The following is a 20,827-nucleotide window of genomic DNA, read 5'->3' on the forward strand; positions in this document are numbered from 1 at the left end:
TGGACCGGCCTCAGGGAGAACACGCATGACTCCTCCAGATCAACGCCGTTCGGGGGCTGCGACGAGCGGCCTGCCTGGTGCTCGCGCCGTCCCCACCATCGTTGGCCAGCCGGGGCTCCGCTCCCAGTCCCGACTCGGTGGTACCGGAGTGCCGGTCACCTCGGCGAACGCCACGGACGGGGTGCCGGAAGGACGGTCACGGCTTTCCGTGACTGGGAGGCGACCGCCCGGCATGGCACCGTCGGAGCGAGCGGGGTTCGGCATCGCGCCGGACTGCGCGGCCGACCGCCGCCCCGACACCTCCGGAGGAGCCGCGTGACCCGGACCCGCCCCGCGTGGGCCGTCTTCGACATCGACGGAGTGGTGGCCGACGTCGCCCACCGCGTGCCGCACCTGTCCGCCACCCCGCCGGACTGGGAGGCGTTCTTCGCCCGGGCGGCGGGCGACACGCCGCTGCCGCAGGGCGTGGACCGGGTGGCCGAGGCCCGCCGGACCCACGAGGTGGTCTGGTTCACCGGGCGGCCGGAACGCATCCGCGCGACCACCACCGCCTGGCTCACCGCCCAGGGACTGCCCGCCGGACGCCTGTACATGCGCCCGGACGACGACGACAGCCCGGCCAGCGCCCTCAAGGCCGGCTGGCTGCGAGAGCTGGCCCGGCTCCGGCAGGTCGCCCTGGTGGTGGAGGACGACGACGCGGTCGTCGCGGTGCTGCGCGCCGCCGGCTGGCCGGTGGAGCAGGCGCGCTGGGCCGCGTCCAGCGCGCCGCTGCACACCGCGCAGGAGCGCTGGGGCCGTACCTGACCTGCCCCGGGAGCCCGTCCGGCAAGGCGGTACCGCGCATCCGTGACTGGGCACGGGCCGGCGCCCGGACAAGCATGAACGAGCCGACACACCCGAGGAGACCCTGTTGCACGCGCCGACTCTTGCCCGCTGGGTGGGCGACACCGAGACCTTCCTGGCCTCGTACTGGAACCGTCTGCCGGGCGTCTTCGACCCGCCGGACCGGGACCTGAGCCCGTTCACCCTGGCCGATGCCGACGGCGCCCTGTCCAGCGGCCTGCTGCGCGAGCCGTACATCGAGATGACCAACGCCTCGACGCCGCTGGCCGCCGACGCCTACACCACCACCCGCCAGGTGAGCCGTACCGCGCACGCCGGGTTCGCCGACCCTGCCAGGATCGGCGCCCTGCTGGAACAGGGCGCGACCCTGCTGCTGCGGAACATCGACCAGTGGCATCCCCCCACCGCGGCGATGCTGGGGGCGCTCTCGGGAGAACTGGGGCGCCCCATCGAGGCGTTCTACTTCGTCACCCCCGCCGGGCACCAGGGGCTGCCGCTGCACCGGGACGACGCCGACGTCCTGGTGTTCCAGGTCGCCGGAAGCAAGAGCTGGCGGGTGCACGAGGGGCCCGGCGACGCCGCCTGGGGCCCCGGCTCCGTCCTGGAGGACGGGCCGCAGCCGGCCGAGGTGCTGCGCACCACCCTGCGCCAGGGCCAAGTGCTCTACATCCCCCGGGGGTTCGCCCACCAGGCGGTCGGCGACGGCGGCCTGTCGGTGCACCTGTCGCTGACCGTCCGGGAGGCCGGCACCGTCGAACTGCACCGCGCACTGCAGCGGCTGCTGTTCGCGGGGCTCAGACTGGCGCCCCGGCCGCTCGGCGAGGACGCCCTGCTGGCCGTCGCCGAGCAACTGCTCGACCACACGCGCCGCTCGCTGGCCGAACTGACCCCGCGCGACCTGCTCGACCGCGCCCGGCACCGCGACACCGCGCCGCCCGCGCCGCCCCGGCTCACCTTGGCCGCCGCCGCCCAGGTCTGGGCGGACCGCGATTCGACGCCCTGATTCCCCGCCCATCGCTTTCTGCACGACCACCGGCGCCGCCGACCGCGCACACCGAACCCTCTCCCTTTTCCTGGAAAGCGTTCGGCCTGCGCAGTCGGAGGCTTTTTCGTGTTTCCAGAAAATGCCTCGGCCGCATTCCGATGGGCCCATTCCGACTGTCTCGCCGGCGAGACGGACAGGACCGAAACATCCCTTTTATTGACCCGTTATGTCCCATTTGACACCCTGTGAGCACGCTTGGTGCCGCCCGAAAGAAACCGGGCGGAGTCCCTTTCTCGAAGTGCCACTTGTTTCTTTTCGAGACCCGGCGCTAATGTCGTTTCAGCACCGACCGCAATCCGCGGCGGTGCATTCGCCGGGCCGGAACCGCTGTTGGATTCCGTGCGCCTGCGAGAAACCAGTCACCAGCAGAAGGAGAAAGCCATGGAGAACACCCAGGTCGACATCGCCGCCCTGTCCGACGAGGAGCTCGACGACATCGTCGGCGGCCACGGCGTGCACGTCGACAAGGCCTGCATCTGACGGCTCCCCCGTCTGACCGCACGCCCTCCCGGACCGTCCCGGCTCGTCCGGCGGCCCGGGAGGGGCGCTGCACGGGACGGGCGGCGGAGGCCGCCGGGAGGGCACTGCGCACCCCCCGGCACTGACGACCGCCCGTGAGCCCACCACGCCGGGCGGACCGACCAACGCGGTCCGCCCGGCGTCGCCGAGAAGGACGCAGGAGATGACGAGCAGACCACGCTTCCGAGCCGAAGCCCTGGCTCACCGCTACACGCGGGACGGCCTGGGACCGGTACTCGGCCGCACGCGCGAGACGCACCGGCCCAAGCGTCTGCGGGACCGTGCCCGCTCGGTCCTCGCCGCCCTGCGCGAACGGCGCGGGCGCAGCCGGGTGCCGGTCTGCCTGCAGACCCAGGTCAGCGACTGCGGACCCGCCTGCCTCGTCATGACGCTGCGCCACCACGGAATCGAGGCGGACCTCGCCGGGATCCGCGCCCGGACCGACTCCGGCCGCAACGGCGCCTCGGCCCGCACCCTGCTGGACACCGCCCGGCAGAGCGGCCTGCCCGGGCGCGGCGTGCGCACGGACCTCGCGGGCCTGCGCCTGCTGCCCCCCGGCAGTATCCTGTTCTGGAACTTCAGCCACTTCGTGGTGCTGGAGCGCTCGACCGAGGACTACACCGACATCGTCGACCCCTCGTCGGGCCGCAGGCGCCTGAGCCCCGAGGCCGTCACGGAATCGTTCACCGGCGTGGCGCTGGAGTTCACGGCGCCCCTGGCATCCGCACCGGCGCGGTCGTCCGACGCACCGGCGCAGGCCGGACCCTGGCGGCTGCTGCGGCACGTCATGCCGCGCGGCCGGGAGCTGCGCGGCATCCTGGCCGCCTCGGGCGCCCTGATGGCGCTGGAGTTCGTGCTGCCGGTCGCCGTCAGCCTGGTGCTCGGACGCGTCATCCCGGACCGGCTCACCGGGGCGCTGTGGCTCCTCACCGGCGGACTCGGCCTGCTGGCCGTGCTCTTCTTCGCCCTGCAGACCGTGCGCTCCTTCATGCTGACGAAGCGTCAGGCAGCTGTGGAGCGCGGGCTGACCTGGGGGGTGGTGGAGCACCTGGTCTCGCTGCCCTACGACTTCTTCACCGTCCACAACTCCGGCGACCTGGCCCTGCGGGTCAGGACCAGCAGCACCCTCAACCAGATCCTCAGCATGACCGCCGTCTCGGCCGCCTTCGACGGCCTGCTCATCGTCGTCTACCTGGTCGCCGTCGTCATCGCCAACCCCGTGCTCGCCGCCGTCGTCATCGGCCTGGTCGCACTCCAGGCGGCAGTCATGGCGGTGGCCTGGCGGCGGCAGTCCCAGCTGAGTCAGGAGGTGCTGGAGCGGCAGACCCAGGCGCAGGGCGAACTCGTCGAGCTGCTGGAGAGCATCACCAGCCTGAAGTCCGCGGGCACCGAGGCGGTGGCGGCCGAGCGCTGGTCGCACGCCCTGGTCACCGAGGTCAACAAGCGCTCGCACGCCCGGCGCAGCCTGGCCGCCACCACCGCCGCCGGCCGGGCCATCCAGTTCTGCGCCCCGATGGTGGTGCTGGTGGTCGGCGTCTGGCGGGTACTCAGCGGCCACGACTCCCCCGGCGCGACGCTGGCCTTCATGGCGCTGACCGCCTCCCTCTTCGCCCCGCTGGAGAGCGTCTTCGACACTGCCTCCCAACTGGCCACCGTCCGCCCGGCGCTGGTGCGGCTCGACGACATCCTGTCCACCGCGCCGGAGCCGGCCGGGCGGCTGCTGCCGGGCGGTGCGGACGGCGGCCCGCTCGGCATAACCGTCCGCGACCTGGTGTTCCGCTACCGGGGCGCGCCCCGGCCGACGCTGGCCGACGTCGACCTGCGGATCGAGCCGGGGCAGTTCACCGCGGTACTGGGCCGCTCGGGATCGGGGAAGTCGACGCTGGGCATGCTCCTCGCCGGGCTGCACCTGCCGACCTCCGGCACGGTCACGGTCGGCGGGTGCGACCTCACCGAACTGGACGGGCCCTCGTACCGGCGCCAGATCGCCTACGTCAACCAGAACGCCCACCTGTTCAGCGGGACGATCCGCGACAACATCGCCTTCGGCGCCGGGGAGATCGCCCAGGCGGACCTGATCGAGGCGGTCCGGCTGGCCCGCGTCCACGAGGAGATCGCCGCCCTGCCGATGGGCTACGACACCCTGGTGGGCCCCGGCGGGCACGGCCTGTCCGGGGGCCAGCGCCAGCGGATCGTGCTCGCCCGGGCGCTGGCCCGCAGACCCCGGCTGCTCATCCTGGACGAGGCGACCAGCGCGCTCGACCCCGCGCTGGAGCGGGAGATCTTCCAGGGCCTGCTGACCGCCGGCACCACCGTCGTCGCCGTGGCGCACCGCCTCACCGTCCTGGACGCGGCCGACCAGGTCCTGGTGGTCCAGGACGGGAGGATCGTCCAGTCCGGCACACCCGACGCGCTGAAGGCGGACGGCGGTGAGTACCTGTGCCTCCTGTGACCGAACCGGGCCCCACCGGGGACACCGCGCCGCTGACCCACGAGCAGGAGTGGTACCTCGCCAACGTCCGGCGCAGCAGCCGCACGCGGCGCAATGTCCGGTTCTCCCAACGCATCCTCGGCCCGCTCGATCCCGAACTGTTCGAGGAGGCCGTACGCCTCTTCACGGTCCGGCACGACGCGCTGAGGATGGCGCTGCTGCCCGGCGCCGACGCGGGACCGGCCGCCGCCCAGCGGGTGCTGCCCGTCCGGCCAGACGACCGGCCGGTCCACGGGGAGTGCGTCACGGCCGCCTCCGAGCGGCAGTTCTCGCACTACGCCTCGGCGGTCCTCTCCCGGGACGTGATCACCCCGCTCACCGGCGCCGGACGGCCCTTCACCCTGCGGCTGCTGCGCCACGACGCCGGGCACCACGCCTTCCTGGCGACCTTCGACAACCTCTTCTTCGACGGCCGCGCCCACGAGCTGTTCGGCCGGGAGGTGTGGCGGGACTACGCCGCGCTGCGCGACACCGGCAGCGCCCCGGCGGCGGACGCGCCCTCGTTCGCCCGGGCGGCGCGCAGGCAGCGCGAGGGCCGCTCGCCGCGGCGCCTGGAGCGGACCCGCGACAGCTGGCACCGGCGGCTGGAGTTCGCCGGACGCCACCGCTGGCGCGAGCTGGACGGCGTTCGCCCGACGGCGGACGGGAGCATCCACGCGGACATCCCGGCGTCCGTGGTCGGGGCCCTGCGCGAGCACTGCCGACAGGCCCGGTGCACCGTCCTGCACTGGATCGTCGGCTCGTTCGTGCGGGCGCTGGCCGAGCACGCGGGGCAGCGGAGGGTGAGCCTGTGGACCTCGGTCGACTCCCGCCGCTCCGACGAGCGCGAGGTCGTGGGCATGTTCGCCGGGGCGGCGCCGCTGGCGGTCGGCGCCCCCGGCGCCGCGCTGCCCGAGGTGGTGGCCGAGGTCGGGCACGCGATGGTCGACGCCCTGCGCCACCAGCACCTGCCCGCACGGGAGTTGGCCGAGCTGCTGGAGAACCCGCCGGGCTCGGCCGACGGACCGCTGATCCGCGACGTCTACGTCAACCTGCGCAGCTTCGCCGGGGCGTACCGGCCGGTCCACGCGCCCGGCGACGGGCTGCGGATCACCGCCGACGCCTACCCGCTGCGGCGCATCACCTTCGTCGAGTCCGCCGCGCTCCACCTGCGGTGCGACGAGTACCGCGACGCCGTCCTCGTCGAGCTGGTGTTCGACGGGCGGCGCATCGGCGAACCGCTGGCCCGGGCGATCGTGGACCGGATCGTCGGGGACGCAGCCGCCGTCCGCCACCCACCCGCCTCCTCCGGAAAGGCCCTGCCATGAGCCGACCGCCTGCTGAATCACCGCTGCCGCACGTGATGGCCGCCGTCACCGAGGTGTTCGGCGACCAGGTGCGGCCCGACGACAGCTTCTTCTCGGTCGGCGGCGACTCGGTCGCCGCCGTGTGGCTCGCCGATCTGCTGGAGGACAGCCTCGGCGTCGAGGTCGAGCTGCCCCTGGTGCTGCATGCGGACAGCTTCGCCGCGATGGCGGACGTGCTGGCCACCGCATTGGCCACCGCCACGGCCACCGCACCGGCCGACGTCGAGAGGGGCTGACCCCGTGCGGCCCTACCTCTGGAGTCCCTGGCGGTCGGCTGCGGCCGACCCCGCCCGGCTCGCCGTCGCAGCGGGCGACGACAGCTGCACCTTCGGCGAACTCACCGCGCGCGCCGACGCGTTGGGCCGGGGGCTGCGCCTGCGCGGCCTGCCGGACGGCAGCGTGCTGTCCACCGACATCGCCACCGGCCCCCGCTTCTTCGCCCTCGCCCTGGCGGCGCTCGCCCACGGGTACGGGCTCTTTCCCGTCGAGTCCGGCCTGCTGCGGTCCCCCGCAGGCCCACGGCTGCTGACCGACATGCGGGTGGCGCTGCACGTGGGCACCGCACCGCAGGCGGGTTCGGACGCCCCCGCACTGCCCTGCCCGACGGCCGACGACGAGTCGATCGCCGACACCGGCAGGCCCGGCCCCGACAGGCCCGGCAGCGGCCCCGGTGCCCGGGTCGCGGCCGGCTACCTGGCCTTCGCCACCTCCGGAACGACCGGCGAGCCCCAGGCCGTTCCCCGGGTACGGCCGCCCCGGCCCTACCGGGGCGTCGCGGTGGAGCAGCGCTACGCCGCAGGGGCGGACGTCGGCCCGCACCTGATGGCCAATCCCAGCTACCACCTGGGCACGCTCGGCCCCGCCCTGTACGCGCTCCAGGCCGGAAGTGCCGTGGTCGTGCAGCAGCAGTGGTCCGCGGCGTCCTTCGTGGAGCTGGCCGACCGGCACGGCGTGGCCAGCACCATGCTCAGCCCCGACCTGCTGGTCGACGTGGTGGCGGCGGGCCGGGCCCCCGCGCAGCCGCTGCGCGCGGTCTTCCACGGCGGCGACGCGTGCCCGGCCCACGCGAAGCGCGCGGCGATCGACCTGCTGGGGCCCGTCCTGCACGAGTACTACGGCACCTCCCGGAGCATCCTGACCGAGATCGACACGCCCCACTGGCTCCGCCGTCCCGGCTCGGTCGGACGCGCGCTGCCCGGCATCGTCCTGACCGTCGAACGGGACGGGGCGCCGACCGGCCCGGGCGAGCTGGGCGAGATCACCGCGCGGCTGCGCGCGGCCGACAGCGGGGGCGACGGCGACGAAATTCTGCGCACCGGGGACGTCGGCTACCTGGACGAGGAGGGCTACCTCTTCGTGGTCGGCCGGGCGGCGACACCGGGCGCCCACCGGAACGCACTGCTGGAGCACGTGATCCGGCAGGTGCCGGACGTCACCGACGCGGCGGTGGTCGGCGAGACGGAACCCGTCTGCCACGTCGAAACCCGGGCCGTGGAGCGGGCACAGCCCCTGGCGACGGCGATCGGCGCGGCGGCCGAGGCGCACGGGCTGCCGCACGCCCGGATCGTGCTGCACACAACCGGCACCCTGCCCCGCACCGCAAGCGGCAAGATCCGCCGCTCGGCCCTGACCACGCACAGTCCAGCCCAGAAGGCTCCGGGCAGCGCTCCGGCCGGACCCACGGACAGCCCGGCTGGCCCCACACACAGCGCGGCGGACCCCACGGACGGCGCGGCGGCCACCACGCACGGCGCGGCGAGCCTCACGGACGCCCCGGCGGACCCCACGGACAGCGCAGTGAGCCTCACGGACGCCCCGGCGGGCCTCACGGGCCGCGCGGCGGACCCCACGGACGCCCCGACGGACCTCACGGACGGCCTGGCGGACCCCACCGGCGCCCCGGCTGGCCCCACGGGCCGCGCGGCGGACCCCACGGACGCCCCGACGGACCTCACGGACGGCCTGGCGGACCCCACCGGCGCCCCGGCTGGCCCCACGGGCCGCGCGGCGGACCCCACGGACGCCCCGACGGACCTCACGGACGGCCTGGCGGACCCCACGGGGGCCCCGGCTGGCCCCACGGGCGACCCGGCTGGCCGCACTGGCGCCCCGGTGGACCTCACGCACGGCGCGGCGGCCGATCGGCGGTCCGGGTGACCAGCGACCGGCGGGCGCTGGAGGGCACGGCGCACGACTGGCTGCACCACCACCTGCGGTCGCGGCCGGACGCCTCCGCGGTGGCCGTCTGGCGGCACGGCGCGGTGCGCGCGGCCCTCGACTTCGCCGACCTGTCCGCCCTGGTCGACCGGGCCGCGTCGGCCCTCCCCCGCTACGCCCCGGACCCCGGCGACCGCGTCGTCCTCGCGCTGCCCAACGACGCCTGTTTCACCGCCGCCCTGCTGGCCTGCCTGGCTGCGGGCCTGATCGCGGTCCCGGCCCCGCCGCTGACGGCCAGCCCGACACCGGCCGTGCTGGCGCGGCTGCGCGGGATCGTCGCGGACTGCCGCCCGGCGCTCGTCATCGGCTGCGGAGGCCAGGACGGCAACGCGTGGGCCAGCGGCCCGATCGCCGGGGTCCGGCACGTCGTCGCCTGGGACGACCTGGTCACCTCCGCCGACGGCCCGCTCCGCCGCAGGCGCCGGCCGACGGGCGGCGAGATCGCCCTGCTCCAGTACACCTCCGGCTCCACGGGCACGCCCAAGGGCGCCGTCATCACCCACCGGGCGATCCGGGCCAGCTGCGCCCAGGCCGCCCGCGCCTACCGCGAGAGCGCCCAGGACACCGCCGTTACCTGGGTGCCGCTCCACCACGACATGGGCCTGGTCACCGGCGTGCTGCGCCCGCTGTTCAGCGGGTACGCGTCCGTGCTGCTGAGCCCGCAGGACTTCGCCCGCGCGCCGCTGTCCTGGTTGCAGGCGCTGACGGCGGTGCGCGGGACGCTGTCCAGCGCGCCCGACTTCGCCTACCGCCTCTGCGTGCGCAGAGTCCCCGCCGCACAGCTGCCCCGGCTCGACCTGTCGTCCTGGCGGGTGGCGCGCAACGCGGGCGAGGTGGTCCGGGCCGACACCGCCGACCGGTTCACCGAGCACTTCCGCCCGGTCGGCTTCCGCTCCGGCGGCTTCTGCCCCTCCTACGGCATGGCGGAGGCGACCCTCACCGTGACCACCAGCACCCCGGAGGATCCGCCGCTGCGGCTGGTCGTGGACCACGACGCGCTCCAGGCCGACCGGGTGGTGCCGGTGACGGACCCGGCCGAACCGGGCCGGCGCACCTCGGTGCTGCTCTCCTCCGGTCGGCCGCTGCCCGGCACCGAGGTGGCGATCGGTGGCCCCGGCGGCCGGACCGAGAGGCCGCAGGACGCGGTCGGCCCCGTCTGGATCTCCGGCCCGCAGCTGTTCTCCGGCTACTGGCACAGCTCCGGGCCCGACGGCAGCTCCGGCCCCAACGGCGGCCCGGTCGACGGCGGCCCGGTCGACGGCAGCCCGGTCGGCGGCGCCCCGGTCGACGGCGGCCCGGTCGACGGCTGGCATGCCACCGGAGACCTCGGCTTCGTCCACCAGGGCCGACTGTTCGTCCTCGGGCGCGGCGACGACACCGTGATCCAGAACGGGCGGAACGTCCACGCATCAGACGTCCGTGCCGTCTGCGCCGGGATCCCCGGGCTCCGGCCCGGCCGCTGCGTGGCGTTCACCACCGGCGGTGCCGGATCCCCCGCGTCCGAACCGGCTCGGGTGTGCGTGGTGGCCGAGGTCGACACCGCCACGCCCCGACCGCCCGCCGAACTGACCGCCGACGTGCGGCGGCAGCTGGTCGATCAGCTCGAACTCTACGTCCACCACGTCGAGTTGGTGCCGCGCGGGGACCTGCCGGTGACCACCAGCGGCAAACCCGTGGTCGCCGGGGCCAGGGCCCGCTTCGAGAGCCGAACGCCCGGTGCGCAGTGAGCATCCGAGCCACGCCGGACCGTTCCGGCCCGAACCGGGGAACCGCCGTGCCGCCTCCGGCCGCGCGGGGCGCCGCGACCCGGCAGCGGCCGAACGGCGCCTCCGCCGTCCCCGCGACCGTCCGCGCTGCAGCCCCTCCGGCCGCCCGCGAGGCCGGACGGCTGCCGCTGGACCGCTGTGCCCGCCCGCAGCCCACCGCCCTGCACCTGCCCAGCGGTCTGCCGCTGACCACCTGGGTGCGGATCGGGGAGCAGCTGCTGGCGGTCCTGGACTCGTCCGCCTGGTGGGCCGGCGACTGGCTCGTCTTCGGCAGCGCGAGCTATCCCCAGCGCTACCGGGAGGCGATCCGCAGCACCGCGCTCGACTACCAGACGCTGCGCAACTACGCCTGGGTGGCCCGGAAGTTCGCGCCGCACCGGCGGCGCGAGGAGCTCAGCTTCCAGCACCACCAGGAGGTCGCCGCACTGTCGGCGGAGCAGCAGGACCACTGGCTCGACCGGTCGATCGAGCACGGCTGGTCCAAGGCCGAGCTGCGTCGACGGTTGCGCGCCGACCAGGCAGGCGGCGGCGCGCCCTCCGGGGGCGGCGCCCGGCTCAGCCTGGAGATCCCCGAGCAGCGCTGGACCGTCTGGAGCCGCGCCGCCGAACGGGAGGGCCAGGACGTGGCCGCGTGGCTCACGGCCCTCGCCGACCGGGCCGCCCACGGCAGCCCGTGAGGCCGCCGGCCGCCCCCGGTTCCGTGTTCAACACCGTTGCGTGGAAGGAGATTCAGTGCCGAACGAAGAGGACGGGCCGACCGTCCTGGTGCCCGTCGCGTACTACGGGTGTCCGGACTACCTGCGCCGGGCGGTCGACAGCGTGCTCGGGCAGAGCTATCCGAACGTACGGGTGGTGGTCGTCAACGACGCCGACCCGCAGGCGCCCTGGCCGCTGCTCGCGGACATCGACGACCCCCGGCTGTGGCGCGTGGAGTTCACCCGGAACAGCGGCGCCTACTTCGCCATCTCCGCGGTCCTCCTCGCCGCGCGCGCCGACTACCTGCTGATCCAGGACGCCGACGACTGGAGCGAGCCCGGCCGGGTCCGCGTGCTGCTGGACGCGCTGCGGCGCAGCGGCAGGGGCATGGCCGCGTCCGCCCAGAAGGTGCACTACGCCGACGGCCGCCACTACCGCGACGGATCGCCGCGCGGCACGCACATCGAGAACTCCGCGACCCGCCTGCACCGGGCGGCCACCGAGGAGTACTACATGCCCTGCAACCACCACGGCCTGTTCCGCACCGACTACCTGCGCCGACTGGGCGGGTACTACGGCGGGTTCCGCTACTCCTACGACGGGCTGATCATGGCGGCCTCGCACGCGCTCGGCGAGATCACCTACGTCGAGGAGTCGCTGTACAACCGGCTGCGGCGTCCGTTTTCGTTGACCACCCGGCCGGAGACGGCCAACGGGAGCCCGGCGCGCAACGCCATCGACGACACCCTGGCCGGTCTGTACCGCTCGCTGTTCGCCGCCCTGCACGAGGACCCCGCAGCCGCCGCGCATCCGCACACCCACCTGCTGGCGCTGCTGCCGGACGACGACCGGCGCAAGCTGGAGGCGCACGCCGGACAGATCGCGGCCTTCCTGCGGGAACCGTCCCCGGCGGTCCGCCGGGTAACCGGGTAACCGTCCGGACGTTCCGCATCCGTCCGTTATGTCTCCTACCGCCTTGCTGCCAGTCAGCTTGTTGAGGGGCGTGCGGTTTGGACCCGGGTGCCCGGGGTGGGCACGCTTGGGGGTAACGACAGCAGGGCTCCTGGCCCCGTCCGGACAAGCGTGAGGGAACCCTTCGTGAACCGTTTGAAGCCAACGACCGGCCGTGCCCCGGGCGGTCAGGCATGGTAGTGAGCACCGCATCCGCCGACACCCTGACCCCCCGCGAGCACGAGATCCTCTCCGAGCTGCCGGGAGGGGCGACCTACAACGCCATCGCCCGGCGCCTGGGGCTCAGCAAGCACACCGTCGACACCTACATCCGGCGCATCCGGCTCAAGACCGGCGCCATGAACCGCACCGAGATGGTGGTGCTCGCCCTCGAACTGCGCGACAGCTCCCGCAGCGAGCCCTCGGGAGTACCGGCGAGGATGTGACCATCCTCAGCTACGGCGCCATGGAGCTGAGGGGCGTGCCTCGTGGCCCCGAGATTGCGGACGACGACGCGGGCCGTCTGCTGAACGCGGTCCTCGACGGCGGCATCAACCTGATCGACACCTCGCCCGACTACGGCCGCAGCGAGGAACTGATCGGCACGCACCTCGGGCACCGCAGGGACGAGTTCTTCCTCTCCTCCAAGTGCGGCTGCCCGCTGGAGACGCCGGCTGACACGCCGCCGCCCTACCCGCACGACTTCAGTCCCGGGAACGTCCGCGCCAACGTCGAGCGGTCGCTGCGGCGGCTGCGCACCGACCGCCTCGACCTGGTCCAGGTGCACATGTCGCCGAGCGCGGCGACGCTCCGGGAGGACCGCACGGTCGAGACGCTCAAGGACCTCCAGGCCGAGGGCAAGATCCGCTTCATCGGCATGTCCGGCATCCTGCCGAACCTGCCCGATCACCTGGCGATGGGCGTCTTCGACGTCTTCCAGATCCCGTACTCGGCGGTGCAGCGCGATCACGAGGCACTCATCACCCGGGCTGCCGAGGCGGGCGCGGGCACGCTGATCCGGGGCGGCGCGGCGCGCGGCGCAGCGTCGGAGGACAAGAACTGGCGGAGCGGGCCGCTGAGCCAGGCCCCCGGGACCGGCCGGCGGAACTGGGAGACCTCCGGCATCGCCGAGCTGCTGAGCGAGGCCGGCATGAGCAACATGGAGTTCGTCCTGCGCTTCACGCTCAGCCACCCCGGCCTGACGACCACGATCGTCGGCACCTCCGACCCGGCCCACCTGGCGGGCAACATCGCCGTCGCGCAGAAGGGGCCGCTGCCCGACGACCTTTACGAAGCGGCCAAGAAGCGCCTCCCGCTGCCGTAGGCCCCCGCACGGAGTGAGCCCACGGCAGGCAGGGCCCGCCCGCTGCCGCCCCGGCGTCGTGCCGGGACAGCAGCGGGCGGGTTGCCGGGAAGGAGGACTCAGGAGTCCTTCACCTGGTTGTAGATCTCCTGACCGGCTGCGTTGTAGGCGTGGATGTACGGGGTCGGGCCCTCGACGACCGAGCCCGGGCCGGAGGAGCCCGACGCGCCGGCGGTCATGTCGGAGGCGTAGAAGAACGCGCCGCCGGCCATGGTCGCCGGGTACTCGGTGGGGTTGGAGCCGTAGCTGACGGTGACCTTGGCCACGGCGGAGGTGTAGTGCCCGGCGCCCAGCGAGAGGTACTGCCCGTGGCCGGCCGACTCACCGAAGGAGTCGAAGAACTCGATGGTGTGACCCGCGTTCCACAGGCGGTTGTTGATGAAGGTCGGCGGGGAGTCCGGGCTGGTGCCCTGGTCGCCCTTGGTCTCGCACTGCACGTACTGGGCAGCGGAGTTGACGGCGACGACGGTGCCGTCCCAGTCCTTCGAGGCGACGGGGGTGCGGACGGCGATCACCGCGCGGTACTGCGAGGCGTCCGAGCCCAGGCAGGAGGCCAGGATCTTGGAGACAGCTCCCGCGGGGATCGGGGTCGTCTTGCCGCTGACGAACGTCCACGAGACGGGCGGGGAGGTCACCGGGCCCGAGGACGCCGAGCCGCCCGCGCCCGTCCCGGCGCCTCGCACCACCACACTGTGAGCGGACGCCGCGGAGGCGCTGCTGCTGTGGGCTGCGGCGCTGAGGGCGGTGGTGGCCAACACCGGCGCGGCGTTCGCCTGGCCGCCGAAGGCGGTCACCGCCGCCACGCTCGCCACGGCGGCACCGGCGGCGACGCCCAGCGGCAGCCGCCAGCTGCGGCGCGACGAAGCGGGCGTGGACTCAGGGTTGATCTTCATGAGCAGTTCCTCTCGGTCCCGCCGACGGTTCGGCGGAACACGATCGGGGAAGCCGCCCGGACGCCCGGTGGGACGTTCATCGTGCGGCCTCCCCACATGGACAGGATGGTCGGAACCGAACGACGTCCGAACCGTGCGCGCGCCGACGGGCTCGGCCCCCACGCGGACGGCGTGGCCGCCCACCGGCTCCCCTCGACCAGCGCGGCCGGACCAACGTCGTTCAGTTCCATACCTAGTTGTGTCCGGCACCCGACCGAAGGTTCCCTCCGAACTTCGGCTCCGTACAGGGCACGGATCAGACGGTCGTTCTCCGAACCGGCAGCGGCGGGAAAGGGGGTGCGGCACCGGGTGCAGCCGTAGGCGATGCCGTTGCGCGGGTCAGCGAAGGCCCGCCGGCCACTCGCGCCGCTGTGTTAGAAAGCCCTGGTGACCGATCATCCTCAGCAGCCCTCGACCGTACGCGTGTTCGTTGCGCTCGCGCCGCCCGACGACGCCAAGGACGAGTTGGCGGGTGCCCTGCGGCCCGCCTACGAGCAGTACCCCCACCTGCGGTGGAACCGGATCGAGGACTGGCACATCACCCTGGCGTTTCTCGGCGAGCTGCCGGTGACGGCCGTCCCGCTCCTGCGGCCGGCGCTCGCCCAGCTGGCCGCCTCCCGCCCACCTCTGAACCTGGGCCTGCACGGCGGCGGCCACTTCGACGAACGCCTGTTGTGGAGTGGGATCCAGGGTGACCTCGGCGGACTCCACCTGCTCGCCGCCGATGTCCGGAACCTGGCGCGGGCCTGCGGTGTCACGTTCCAGGGGCGCCCGCTACGCCCCCACCTGACCTTGGCGCGGGCACGTCGGAGCGAGCAGGCGGACATCCCGTCGGCGGCTGCGGGCCTCGCCGACTTCGTCGGCCACCCCTGGCAGGCGGATCGCCTCCACCTGGTGGGCAGCAACATCGGCCGCGGCCCGGGAGCCATCCGCTACCGCGACATCGAGGCATGGCCCTTCGGCGGCACGACCTGACCGGTCCGCCACGACCGCCCGCTCCTCGTGGCTACCGCTCCCGCCGGAGTCCCCCACGCGACGGGGCCAGGAGCGCATCGAGTGCGCCGAGGTCGGACTCCACGTAGGCCGTGGTGGAGTCGGTCTGGTAGCCGAGTTGGGCATTCACGCGGATCATGTGCAGGTTCCCGGCCGCGGTCACCGTGCGTACCTGTTCCAGCCGGGGCAGGTCGGCGGTGAGCCAGCGCATCATGGCGGCCTTGACGGCCAGGCCCAGCCCGAGCCCGCGGAACTGCGACAGCACCGCGGTGTCCTCCTGGCGGCAGTGGCTCCACTGCCCGGGGACGACGGCGACCTCGGTGAAGCCGGCCAGCTCACCGCTGCGTTCGTCGACGGCCGCGACATAGCGGTGGGTCTCCCCGCGCTCGAGCATGCCGGCCTCGTACGTCCGCACCTTCTCCACGGTCCACACGGGGTGCCGGAAGCTCGACTCGCTGAGCGGCGCGTCGGCGATGGCGTTGCGCGCCCGGGCGAAGCTGTGCACCAGGTCGTCCGGCGCGGCGTCCGTCCACCGTTGGAGCCGGAATCCGGAGGCCGGCTCCGCCTGCCACCGCGCGGGGTCCGTGGCGCCGATGTCCAGGTGGTGCGTGCAGCGCTGGTGGACCGTCCGGAAGCCGAGCGCATGCGCCCACTTCTCCCCGTCCGCACCGGCCTCGACCGTGCCGAAGAGCTTCGATCGAGCACTTTCGCGGATCTCCGGCAGCACGGCCTGGAGCAGGCGCGTGCCGACGCCGGCCCGGCGGTTCTGACGAGGCACGCCCACCGTGACGAAGGCCAGCTCGCGGTTGTCCTCCGTCGGCAGGCGGACGGTCGCGGTGCCGAGCAGCCGTCCGCCCAGCCAGGCCCCCCGCCGCAGCACCGGCCCCTGGTGTGACGCAGTCTGCAGCAACTGCCGCGCGTAGGTCTCGTACGGCGGTATCGAGGCGCCCGGAAGGTCCGCGATCACCGCGACGGCGACCTCGTACCAGGCACGCAGGTCGTCGGGCGAGGCGAGTCCTGCCACGAACGGTGCTGTCTCCAGGCTCACGGCGGTCTTGCCTTCCGTAGTCGCTTCGGGCGGAGGCTCCTGCCGAGTACGGCGACGAGCCGGGCGGTCGGCCGACTGTTCCGCACAGGCGGCCGGCACCGAGACAATCATGATCAGTCGACTCCGGCGAGCGTGGCCGGTTCCTCGCGCCGCAGGCCGGGGGTGCGCCGTACGCCGGGGCCGGGGGTCAGGCCGGCGGAACTGGGGGCTGGTCTGGGTGCGGCGGGCGCGCAGGAAGCGTCCCAGCTCCTCGCCGCTGCTGTGCTGCTCGGGTGCCATGCCTCCCAGTGTCCCGCCGGCGCCCCAGCGACACGCCCGCGCAGGGGGCCCTGTCATACCCCCCGCTGGCGGCTTCCCGGCAGAACTCGGCCTGCCTGGCACGGCCACGACGGGGCAGTCTGGACGGTGTGACGCGAGGGCTTCGAGGCGCAGCGCGAGCTGGCCGCCTCCACCGACTTCCCCGCCGGGGAATGACCGACCTGGCACGACGACCAGGTCGCCGCCATCGCCACCCGGATCGGCGCCACCCCCGCCCAGGTCGCCCTGGCCTGGCTGCTGGCCCAGGGCGACGACATCGCCCCCATCCCCGGCACCCGGCGCGTGGCCCGGATCGAGGAGAACGCCGCCGCCGACGCCGTCCGGCTCACCGCCGAACAGCTCACCCAGCTCAGCAGCCTCCCCCCGGCCGCCGGGGACACCCACAACGAGGCCCAGCTGCGCATGATGGAGCGCTGACCTCCCTGCGCATCGCAGGCACCCCCGTCCGTACGAGAGCAAGGAGCACCCCATGGAGTTCGTCAAGCCGCAGCCGACCGGCAAGGGGCCCGAGGACTGGTTCAACGGTGACGTCTGGTTCGACGTCATCCACGCCGGTGCCGAGCCGTCCCGCATCCGCGCCAACATGGTCCGCTTCGCGCCCGGCGCCCGCACCGCCTGGCACCACCACGCCGTCGGCCAGACGCTGCACATCGTGGCCGGGACCGCCCTGATCGGCACCCGCGACGGCACCGTCATCGAGGCCCACCCCGGCGAGACGGTCACCTGCCCGCCCGGCGAGGAGCACTGGCACGGCGCCACCGAGGACCGCTTCATGCAGCACCTCGCCCTGTGGGACGGCACCGCGCCCGGCGACGACCGCCCCGAGACCACCTGGCTGGAGCACATCACCGACCAGCAGTACAACGCCGATCGCACCCGCAGCCACTGACTGAATCGACCATCCTCACTGCTGCCGGGAGGCACACCGCCATGGACCTCGCCCTCAACAACGGCGTGCAGCTGCCCGCCCTCGGCTTCGGGGTGTTCCAGACACCCCCGGACGTCACCGCCGACGCCGTCGAGGCGGCACTCAAAGCCGGTTACCGGCTGATCGACACCGCTGCCGCCTACGGCAACGAACGCGAAGTCGGCGAGGCAGTCACTAACGCACGGCTGCGGCCGCGCGTACGTCGGCGAGCGCCTGCCGTGCCAGCGGGCCGAAGCCCTCGCTGTTGCCGGTGTCGATCCACTGGTCGTAGGCGATCTCCCAGACGAGCGTGCCCAGGCTCGCCGCCACGCGCGCGGCCAGGCTCGGGACTCCGCGGCGGTTGAGGGCCTCGATCATCGAGGCGGTGAGGTCGATCCTTTTCAGGGCTTCGCGTTCACGCAGTTCCGTGTGGGCGTTGAGCACGGCCTGGCGCCGACCGCTGAACTCGCGGCGGTCGGCGGTGAAGAACGTCCGGCCGAGCGCATCGAGAGCGTCCGCCACCGCGTCGAGCGGCCCGGCCGCCGGCGGCGCCGACGCGATCGCTTCGACGAGCAGACCGGTCACCGCGCCCCTGCCGAAGAGCACCTCGCGCTTGTCCGGGAAGTACCGGAAGAACGTGCTCTTGGTGAGACCCGCGCGCTCCGCGATCTCGATCACGGTCGTGTTCTCGTAGCCGTGCTCCTCGAAGAGGTCGAGGGCGGCGGCCTCGAGTCGTCCTGGTGCGTCGGGTTGCCAGCGAGCCATGGGAGCAGTGTACGGGACTTCGTCCCATCACTGGTGTACGGTCATAAGACCAAGTCCCATCACTGGCCAGGAGAAGTCACCGATGAGTAAAGCTGTCCGCTACCGGCGATTCGGCGGTCCCGAGGTACTCGAAGTACAGGAGATACCCGAGCCGCACGCCGCGCCGGACGAGGTTCGCGTCCGGGTCACGGCCGCCGGGCTGAATCCGATGGACTGGCAGATCACCACACAGCCCGACATGGCGGCGCGGTTCGGCATCACCCTGCCGGCCGGGTTCGGCAGCGACTTCGCCGGCGTGGTGGACGAGGTGGGCGCCGAAGCCACGGGATTCGCGGTCGGCGACCGGGTGCACGGGGCTGCGATCGGCCGGTCCGTCGCCGATTTCGTGCTGGTCAAGACGCCCACGGCACACCTGTGGCCCACCCCGGAGGGCGTTGCCGACGAGGTGGCGGCCACGCTTCCGGTGTCCGCTCTGACGGCCTCCGCCGCGCTCGCCGCGATCGGGCTCCGCGCCGGGGACACCGTCCTGATCGGTGGCGCGGCGGGCGGCGTGGGCATCTTCGCCGTGCAGTTGGCGAAGCTCGCGGGCGCCCGGGTGCTCGGCACCGCCTCCGAGCGCACGTTCGGGTTCCTGCGCGGGCTCGGCGCCGAACCCGTGGCGTACGGCCCCGGCCTGGCGGACCGGGTGCGGGCCCTGGCGCCCGAGGGGATCACCGCCGCCACCGACCTGTTCGGAAGGGAGGCGGCCGAGACCGCGCTCAAGCTCGGCGTGGCACCCGAGCGGATCTCCGTCGTGGCCGACGGCCCCGCCACGCCGCCCGGCGTGCGCCGGACCGGTGCGCTCGACGCGCGTCCGGGCACGCTGGAGCGGATCGCCGACGCGATCCGTTCCGGCCAGATCACGGTGCCGATCGCGGCGACCTTCCCGGTCGAGCAGATCCGCGAAGCCGTGACGACGCAGGCCGAGAGGCACGTCCACGGCAAAATCGTGATCGCCCTGTCGAGCTGAGTCCGCGCAGGGGCGTCAACTCGTGCTGAGCGGTGCGTTCTCCGCGGCATCGAGCTGGTGCTCCGCCCAGACGTAGCTCTCGGGAAGCAGATCGGCGATGGCGACGGTGCGGAGGCCGTCCCTCGTGCCGACGATGACCTTGAGGGCGGGGAAGTAGTCGAGAAGGACCTGGCGGCAACGGCCGCACGGGGGCACCACACCTCGGTCGCGGTCACCCACGGCAACGACGGTGTCCAGGTCGTAGCAGCCCTGCGCGGCAGCTGTGCCGATGAGGACCAGCTCCGCGCAGGGGCCGCCGGTGAAGTGGTAGGCGTTCACCGCCGTGACGATCCGACCGTCCCGGCTGCGGGCCGCGGCGGCCATGGTGTGGTTGTCGCCCCGGCAGCGGGTGGCCGCGACATGCGCTGCAGCCCGGATCAGTTCATGGTCGACGGAGTCGGTCTGTGCGGTCATCTTCTCTGCCTTCATGTCGTTTCAGGCGGCGTTGGCCCTCCCGGGGTGCTGACACTGCATGATCGACGGATACAGCGGTCACCGTGGAACCCGAGAAGGAGCAACTATGCATCAGCCCAAGCCGTCCGGCGACCTGCGGCACCGCACTGTCGACGCGCCTGCGGGGCGGCTGCACCTGGTGGAGCAGGGCGACGGGCCACTGGTCCTGCTGGTCCACGGCTTTCCCGAGTCGTGGTACTCCTGGCGGCACCAGTTGCCGGTCCTGGCCGCGGCGGGGTACCGCGCGGTCGCGCTCGACGTACGCGGTTACGGCCGCTCCTCCAAGCCGGCGGAGGTGGGTGCGTACCGCATGCGCGCCCTGGTGGAGGACAACCTCGCCCTGGTCCACGCGCTGGGAGAGGAGACGGCGGTGATCGTCGGCCACGACTGGGGTTCCGCCATCGCCGCGGTGTCGGCACTGCTACACCCCGAGGTGTTCCGCGCGGTGGGCCTGCTCAGCGTCCCCTACATTCCGCCGGGCGGTCCTCGGCCGTCCGAGGTGTTCGCGCGGATGGGCGGCGAGGAGGAGTTCTACGTCTCCTACTTCCAGCAGCCCGGCCGGGCCGAGGCCGAGATCGAGCCGGACGTGCGGGGCTGGCTGGCGGGGATCTACGCCGCCCTGTCCGCCGATACCACGCCGGGCCCGGACCGACCTGCCCCGACCTTCGTCGCCCGCGGCGGGACCATGCGCGACCGCTTCCCCTCCGGCGGCCTCCCGGCCTGGCTCACCGAGGCCGACCTCGACCACTACGCCGGGGAGTTCGAGCGCACCGGCTTCACCGGCGCTCTCAACCGCTACCGCAACATGGACCGCGACTGGGAGGAGCTCGCCGGATACCAGGGCGCCCCGCTGACCCAGCCCTCCCTCTTCATCGGCGGCGCCCAGGACGCCTCCAGCGCCTCGGTGTCCCGCGCCATCGAAGCCCAGGCGACCACGCTGCCCGGCCTGGTCTCCTCGACGCTCCTGGACGACTGCGGCCACTGGATCCAGCAGGAACGCCCGCAGCAGGTCAACGAACTGCTGATCTCCTGGCTGGCGGCACTGCCCGTGGCGACACCCCCGCGGTAGCGGGAACCGGAACCGAACCCGTCCCGTTTCCGGGTCACTCACGACAGCCGCACACCG

The 20,827-nt window shown here is 73.5% G+C and carries 19 protein-coding genes and 3 pseudogenes; 17 read left to right on the top strand and 5 right to left on the bottom strand.

Annotated elements, in window-relative coordinates; all coding sequences use genetic code 11:
• The first annotated feature begins 315 nt into the window (after window positions 1-315).
• From GXW83_RS23545 to GXW83_RS23595, 11 genes are all read left to right on the top strand, one after another.
• Window positions 316-804 (top strand): hypothetical protein, encoded by a 489-nt coding sequence (locus GXW83_RS23545; RefSeq protein WP_182445045.1) that lies wholly within the window; start codon window positions 316-318, stop codon window positions 802-804.
• Between the two features lie 106 nt (window positions 805-910).
• Window positions 911-1,846 carry a JmjC domain-containing protein gene (locus tag GXW83_RS23550; RefSeq protein ID WP_182445046.1) on the top strand — a complete coding sequence of 312 codons (936 nt, stop codon included), beginning with the start codon at window positions 911-913 and terminating at the stop codon, window positions 1,844-1,846.
• Between the two features lie 724 nt (window positions 1,847-2,570).
• The gene (locus GXW83_RS23555) at window positions 2,571-4,859 is read left to right on the top strand and encodes a peptidase domain-containing ABC transporter (protein WP_182445047.1); all 2,289 of its coding nucleotides are present in this window, start codon (window positions 2,571-2,573) and stop codon (window positions 4,857-4,859) included.
• Window positions 4,856-6,205 carry a condensation domain-containing protein gene (locus tag GXW83_RS23560; protein ID WP_182445048.1) on the top strand — a complete coding sequence of 450 codons (1,350 nt, stop codon included), beginning with the start codon at window positions 4,856-4,858 and terminating at the stop codon, window positions 6,203-6,205. Before GXW83_RS23555 ends, GXW83_RS23560 begins: the two co-directional genes overlap by 4 nt.
• A complete protein-coding gene (locus GXW83_RS23565; protein WP_182445049.1) occupies window positions 6,202-6,480 on the top strand; it encodes an acyl carrier protein in 279 nt (92 codons plus the stop codon). Before GXW83_RS23560 ends, GXW83_RS23565 begins: the two co-directional genes overlap by 4 nt.
• A 4-nt stretch (window positions 6,481-6,484) precedes the next feature.
• Window positions 6,485-8,401: an AMP-binding protein gene (locus tag GXW83_RS23570; RefSeq protein WP_182445050.1), complete on the top strand. Its 1,917-nt coding sequence runs from the start codon at window positions 6,485-6,487 to the stop codon at window positions 8,399-8,401.
• On the top strand, window positions 8,398-10,188 hold the full coding sequence (locus GXW83_RS23575) for an AMP-binding protein (RefSeq protein ID WP_182445051.1): 1,791 nt from the start codon (window positions 8,398-8,400) through the stop codon (window positions 10,186-10,188). The genes GXW83_RS23570 and GXW83_RS23575 overlap by 4 nt, the downstream gene beginning before the upstream one ends.
• A 47-nt stretch (window positions 10,189-10,235) precedes the next feature.
• The gene (locus GXW83_RS23580) at window positions 10,236-10,904 is read left to right on the top strand and encodes an LmbU family transcriptional regulator (RefSeq protein WP_225447206.1); all 669 of its coding nucleotides are present in this window, start codon (window positions 10,236-10,238) and stop codon (window positions 10,902-10,904) included.
• Between the two features lie 55 nt (window positions 10,905-10,959).
• Window positions 10,960-11,856: a glycosyltransferase family 2 protein gene (locus GXW83_RS23585; protein ID WP_182445052.1), complete on the top strand. Its 897-nt coding sequence runs from the start codon at window positions 10,960-10,962 to the stop codon at window positions 11,854-11,856.
• 218 nt (window positions 11,857-12,074) lie between these two features.
• A complete protein-coding gene (locus GXW83_RS23590) occupies window positions 12,075-12,320 on the top strand; it encodes a response regulator transcription factor (protein ID WP_370466756.1) in 246 nt (81 codons plus the stop codon).
• A complete protein-coding gene (locus tag GXW83_RS23595) occupies window positions 12,317-13,198 on the top strand; it encodes an aldo/keto reductase (RefSeq protein ID WP_225447207.1) in 882 nt (293 codons plus the stop codon). Before GXW83_RS23590 ends, GXW83_RS23595 begins: the two co-directional genes overlap by 4 nt.
• A 98-nt stretch (window positions 13,199-13,296) precedes the next feature.
• Here GXW83_RS23595 and GXW83_RS23600 read toward each other — a convergent pair whose 3' ends face one another.
• Complete coding sequence (locus tag GXW83_RS23600; protein WP_182445054.1) at window positions 13,297-14,130, bottom strand: hypothetical protein; 834 nt, start codon at window positions 14,128-14,130, stop codon at window positions 13,297-13,299.
• Window positions 14,131-14,556: 426 nt separating this feature from the next.
• Between GXW83_RS23600 and thpR the strand changes: the two genes are divergently transcribed.
• The gene (gene thpR, locus GXW83_RS23605) at window positions 14,557-15,144 is read left to right on the top strand and encodes an RNA 2',3'-cyclic phosphodiesterase (RefSeq protein ID WP_225447208.1); all 588 of its coding nucleotides are present in this window, start codon (window positions 14,557-14,559) and stop codon (window positions 15,142-15,144) included.
• Between the two features lie 31 nt (window positions 15,145-15,175).
• Here thpR and GXW83_RS23610 read toward each other — a convergent pair whose 3' ends face one another.
• Complete coding sequence (locus tag GXW83_RS23610) at window positions 15,176-16,210, bottom strand: GNAT family N-acetyltransferase (RefSeq protein WP_182445055.1); 1,035 nt, start codon at window positions 16,208-16,210, stop codon at window positions 15,176-15,178.
• A gap of 119 nt (window positions 16,211-16,329) precedes the next feature.
• A pseudogene (locus tag GXW83_RS34375) lies at window positions 16,330-16,489 on the bottom strand (transcriptional regulator); the annotation flags it as partial.
• 210 nt (window positions 16,490-16,699) lie between these two features.
• Here GXW83_RS34375 and GXW83_RS23615 point away from each other — a divergent pair.
• The 3 genes and pseudogenes from GXW83_RS23615 to GXW83_RS23625 all read left to right on the top strand — a co-directional run.
• A pseudogene (locus tag GXW83_RS23615) lies at window positions 16,700-16,945 on the top strand (aldo/keto reductase); the annotation flags it as partial.
• A gap of 52 nt (window positions 16,946-16,997) precedes the next feature.
• A complete protein-coding gene (locus tag GXW83_RS23620) occupies window positions 16,998-17,417 on the top strand; it encodes a cupin domain-containing protein (protein ID WP_182445056.1) in 420 nt (139 codons plus the stop codon).
• Window positions 17,418-17,458: 41 nt separating this feature from the next.
• Window positions 17,459-17,638, top strand: a pseudogene (locus tag GXW83_RS23625) (aldo/keto reductase); the annotation flags it as partial.
• Here GXW83_RS23625 and GXW83_RS23630 read toward each other — a convergent pair.
• Entirely contained in the window at window positions 17,631-18,200 is a 570-nt protein-coding gene (locus GXW83_RS23630) for a TetR/AcrR family transcriptional regulator (protein WP_182445057.1), read from the bottom strand. The pseudogene GXW83_RS23625 and the gene GXW83_RS23630 sit on opposite strands and share 8 nt — an antisense overlap.
• 82 nt (window positions 18,201-18,282) lie before the next feature.
• Here GXW83_RS23630 and GXW83_RS23635 point away from each other — a divergent pair, with 82 nt between their 5' ends.
• Complete coding sequence (locus GXW83_RS23635; protein WP_182445058.1) at window positions 18,283-19,209, top strand: NADP-dependent oxidoreductase; 927 nt, start codon at window positions 18,283-18,285, stop codon at window positions 19,207-19,209.
• A 15-nt stretch (window positions 19,210-19,224) separates the two neighbouring features.
• Here the strand turns inward: GXW83_RS23635 and GXW83_RS23640 are convergent, their stop codons facing one another.
• The gene (locus GXW83_RS23640) at window positions 19,225-19,662 is read right to left on the bottom strand and encodes a cytidine deaminase (RefSeq protein WP_182445059.1); all 438 of its coding nucleotides are present in this window, start codon (window positions 19,660-19,662) and stop codon (window positions 19,225-19,227) included.
• 106 nt (window positions 19,663-19,768) lie between these two features.
• Between GXW83_RS23640 and GXW83_RS23645 the strand changes: the two genes are divergently transcribed.
• On the top strand, window positions 19,769-20,770 hold the full coding sequence (locus GXW83_RS23645) for an alpha/beta fold hydrolase (RefSeq protein WP_182445060.1): 1,002 nt from the start codon (window positions 19,769-19,771) through the stop codon (window positions 20,768-20,770).
• The last annotated feature ends 57 nt before the right edge of the window (window positions 20,771-20,827 follow it).

The sequence above is a fragment of the Streptacidiphilus sp. PB12-B1b genome (genome assembly GCF_014084125.1).
In the GTDB taxonomy this organism is placed as follows: domain Bacteria; phylum Actinomycetota; class Actinomycetes; order Streptomycetales; family Streptomycetaceae; genus Streptacidiphilus.

What these genes read in the sequence shown, in the direction of transcription:
- GXW83_RS23555 (WP_182445047.1), top strand. Translation starts at nt 2,571, where the DNA reads ATGACGAGCAGACCACGCTTCCGAGCCGAAGCCCTGGCTCACCGCTAC.
- GXW83_RS23565 (WP_182445049.1), top strand. Translation starts at nt 6,202, where the DNA reads ATGAGCCGACCGCCTGCTGAATCACCGCTGCCGCACGTGATGGCCGCC.
- GXW83_RS23600 (WP_182445054.1), bottom strand. Translation starts at nt 14,130, where the DNA reads ATGAAGATCAACCCTGAGTCCACGCCCGCTTCGTCGCGCCGCAGCTGG.
- GXW83_RS23620 (WP_182445056.1), top strand. Translation starts at nt 16,998, where the DNA reads ATGGAGTTCGTCAAGCCGCAGCCGACCGGCAAGGGGCCCGAGGACTGG.
- GXW83_RS23630 (WP_182445057.1), bottom strand. Translation starts at nt 18,200, where the DNA reads ATGGCTCGCTGGCAACCCGACGCACCAGGACGACTCGAGGCCGCCGCC.
- GXW83_RS23635 (WP_182445058.1), top strand. Translation starts at nt 18,283, where the DNA reads ATGAGTAAAGCTGTCCGCTACCGGCGATTCGGCGGTCCCGAGGTACTC.
- GXW83_RS23640 (WP_182445059.1), bottom strand. Translation starts at nt 19,662, where the DNA reads ATGACCGCACAGACCGACTCCGTCGACCATGAACTGATCCGGGCTGCA.
- GXW83_RS23645 (WP_182445060.1), top strand. Translation starts at nt 19,769, where the DNA reads ATGCATCAGCCCAAGCCGTCCGGCGACCTGCGGCACCGCACTGTCGAC.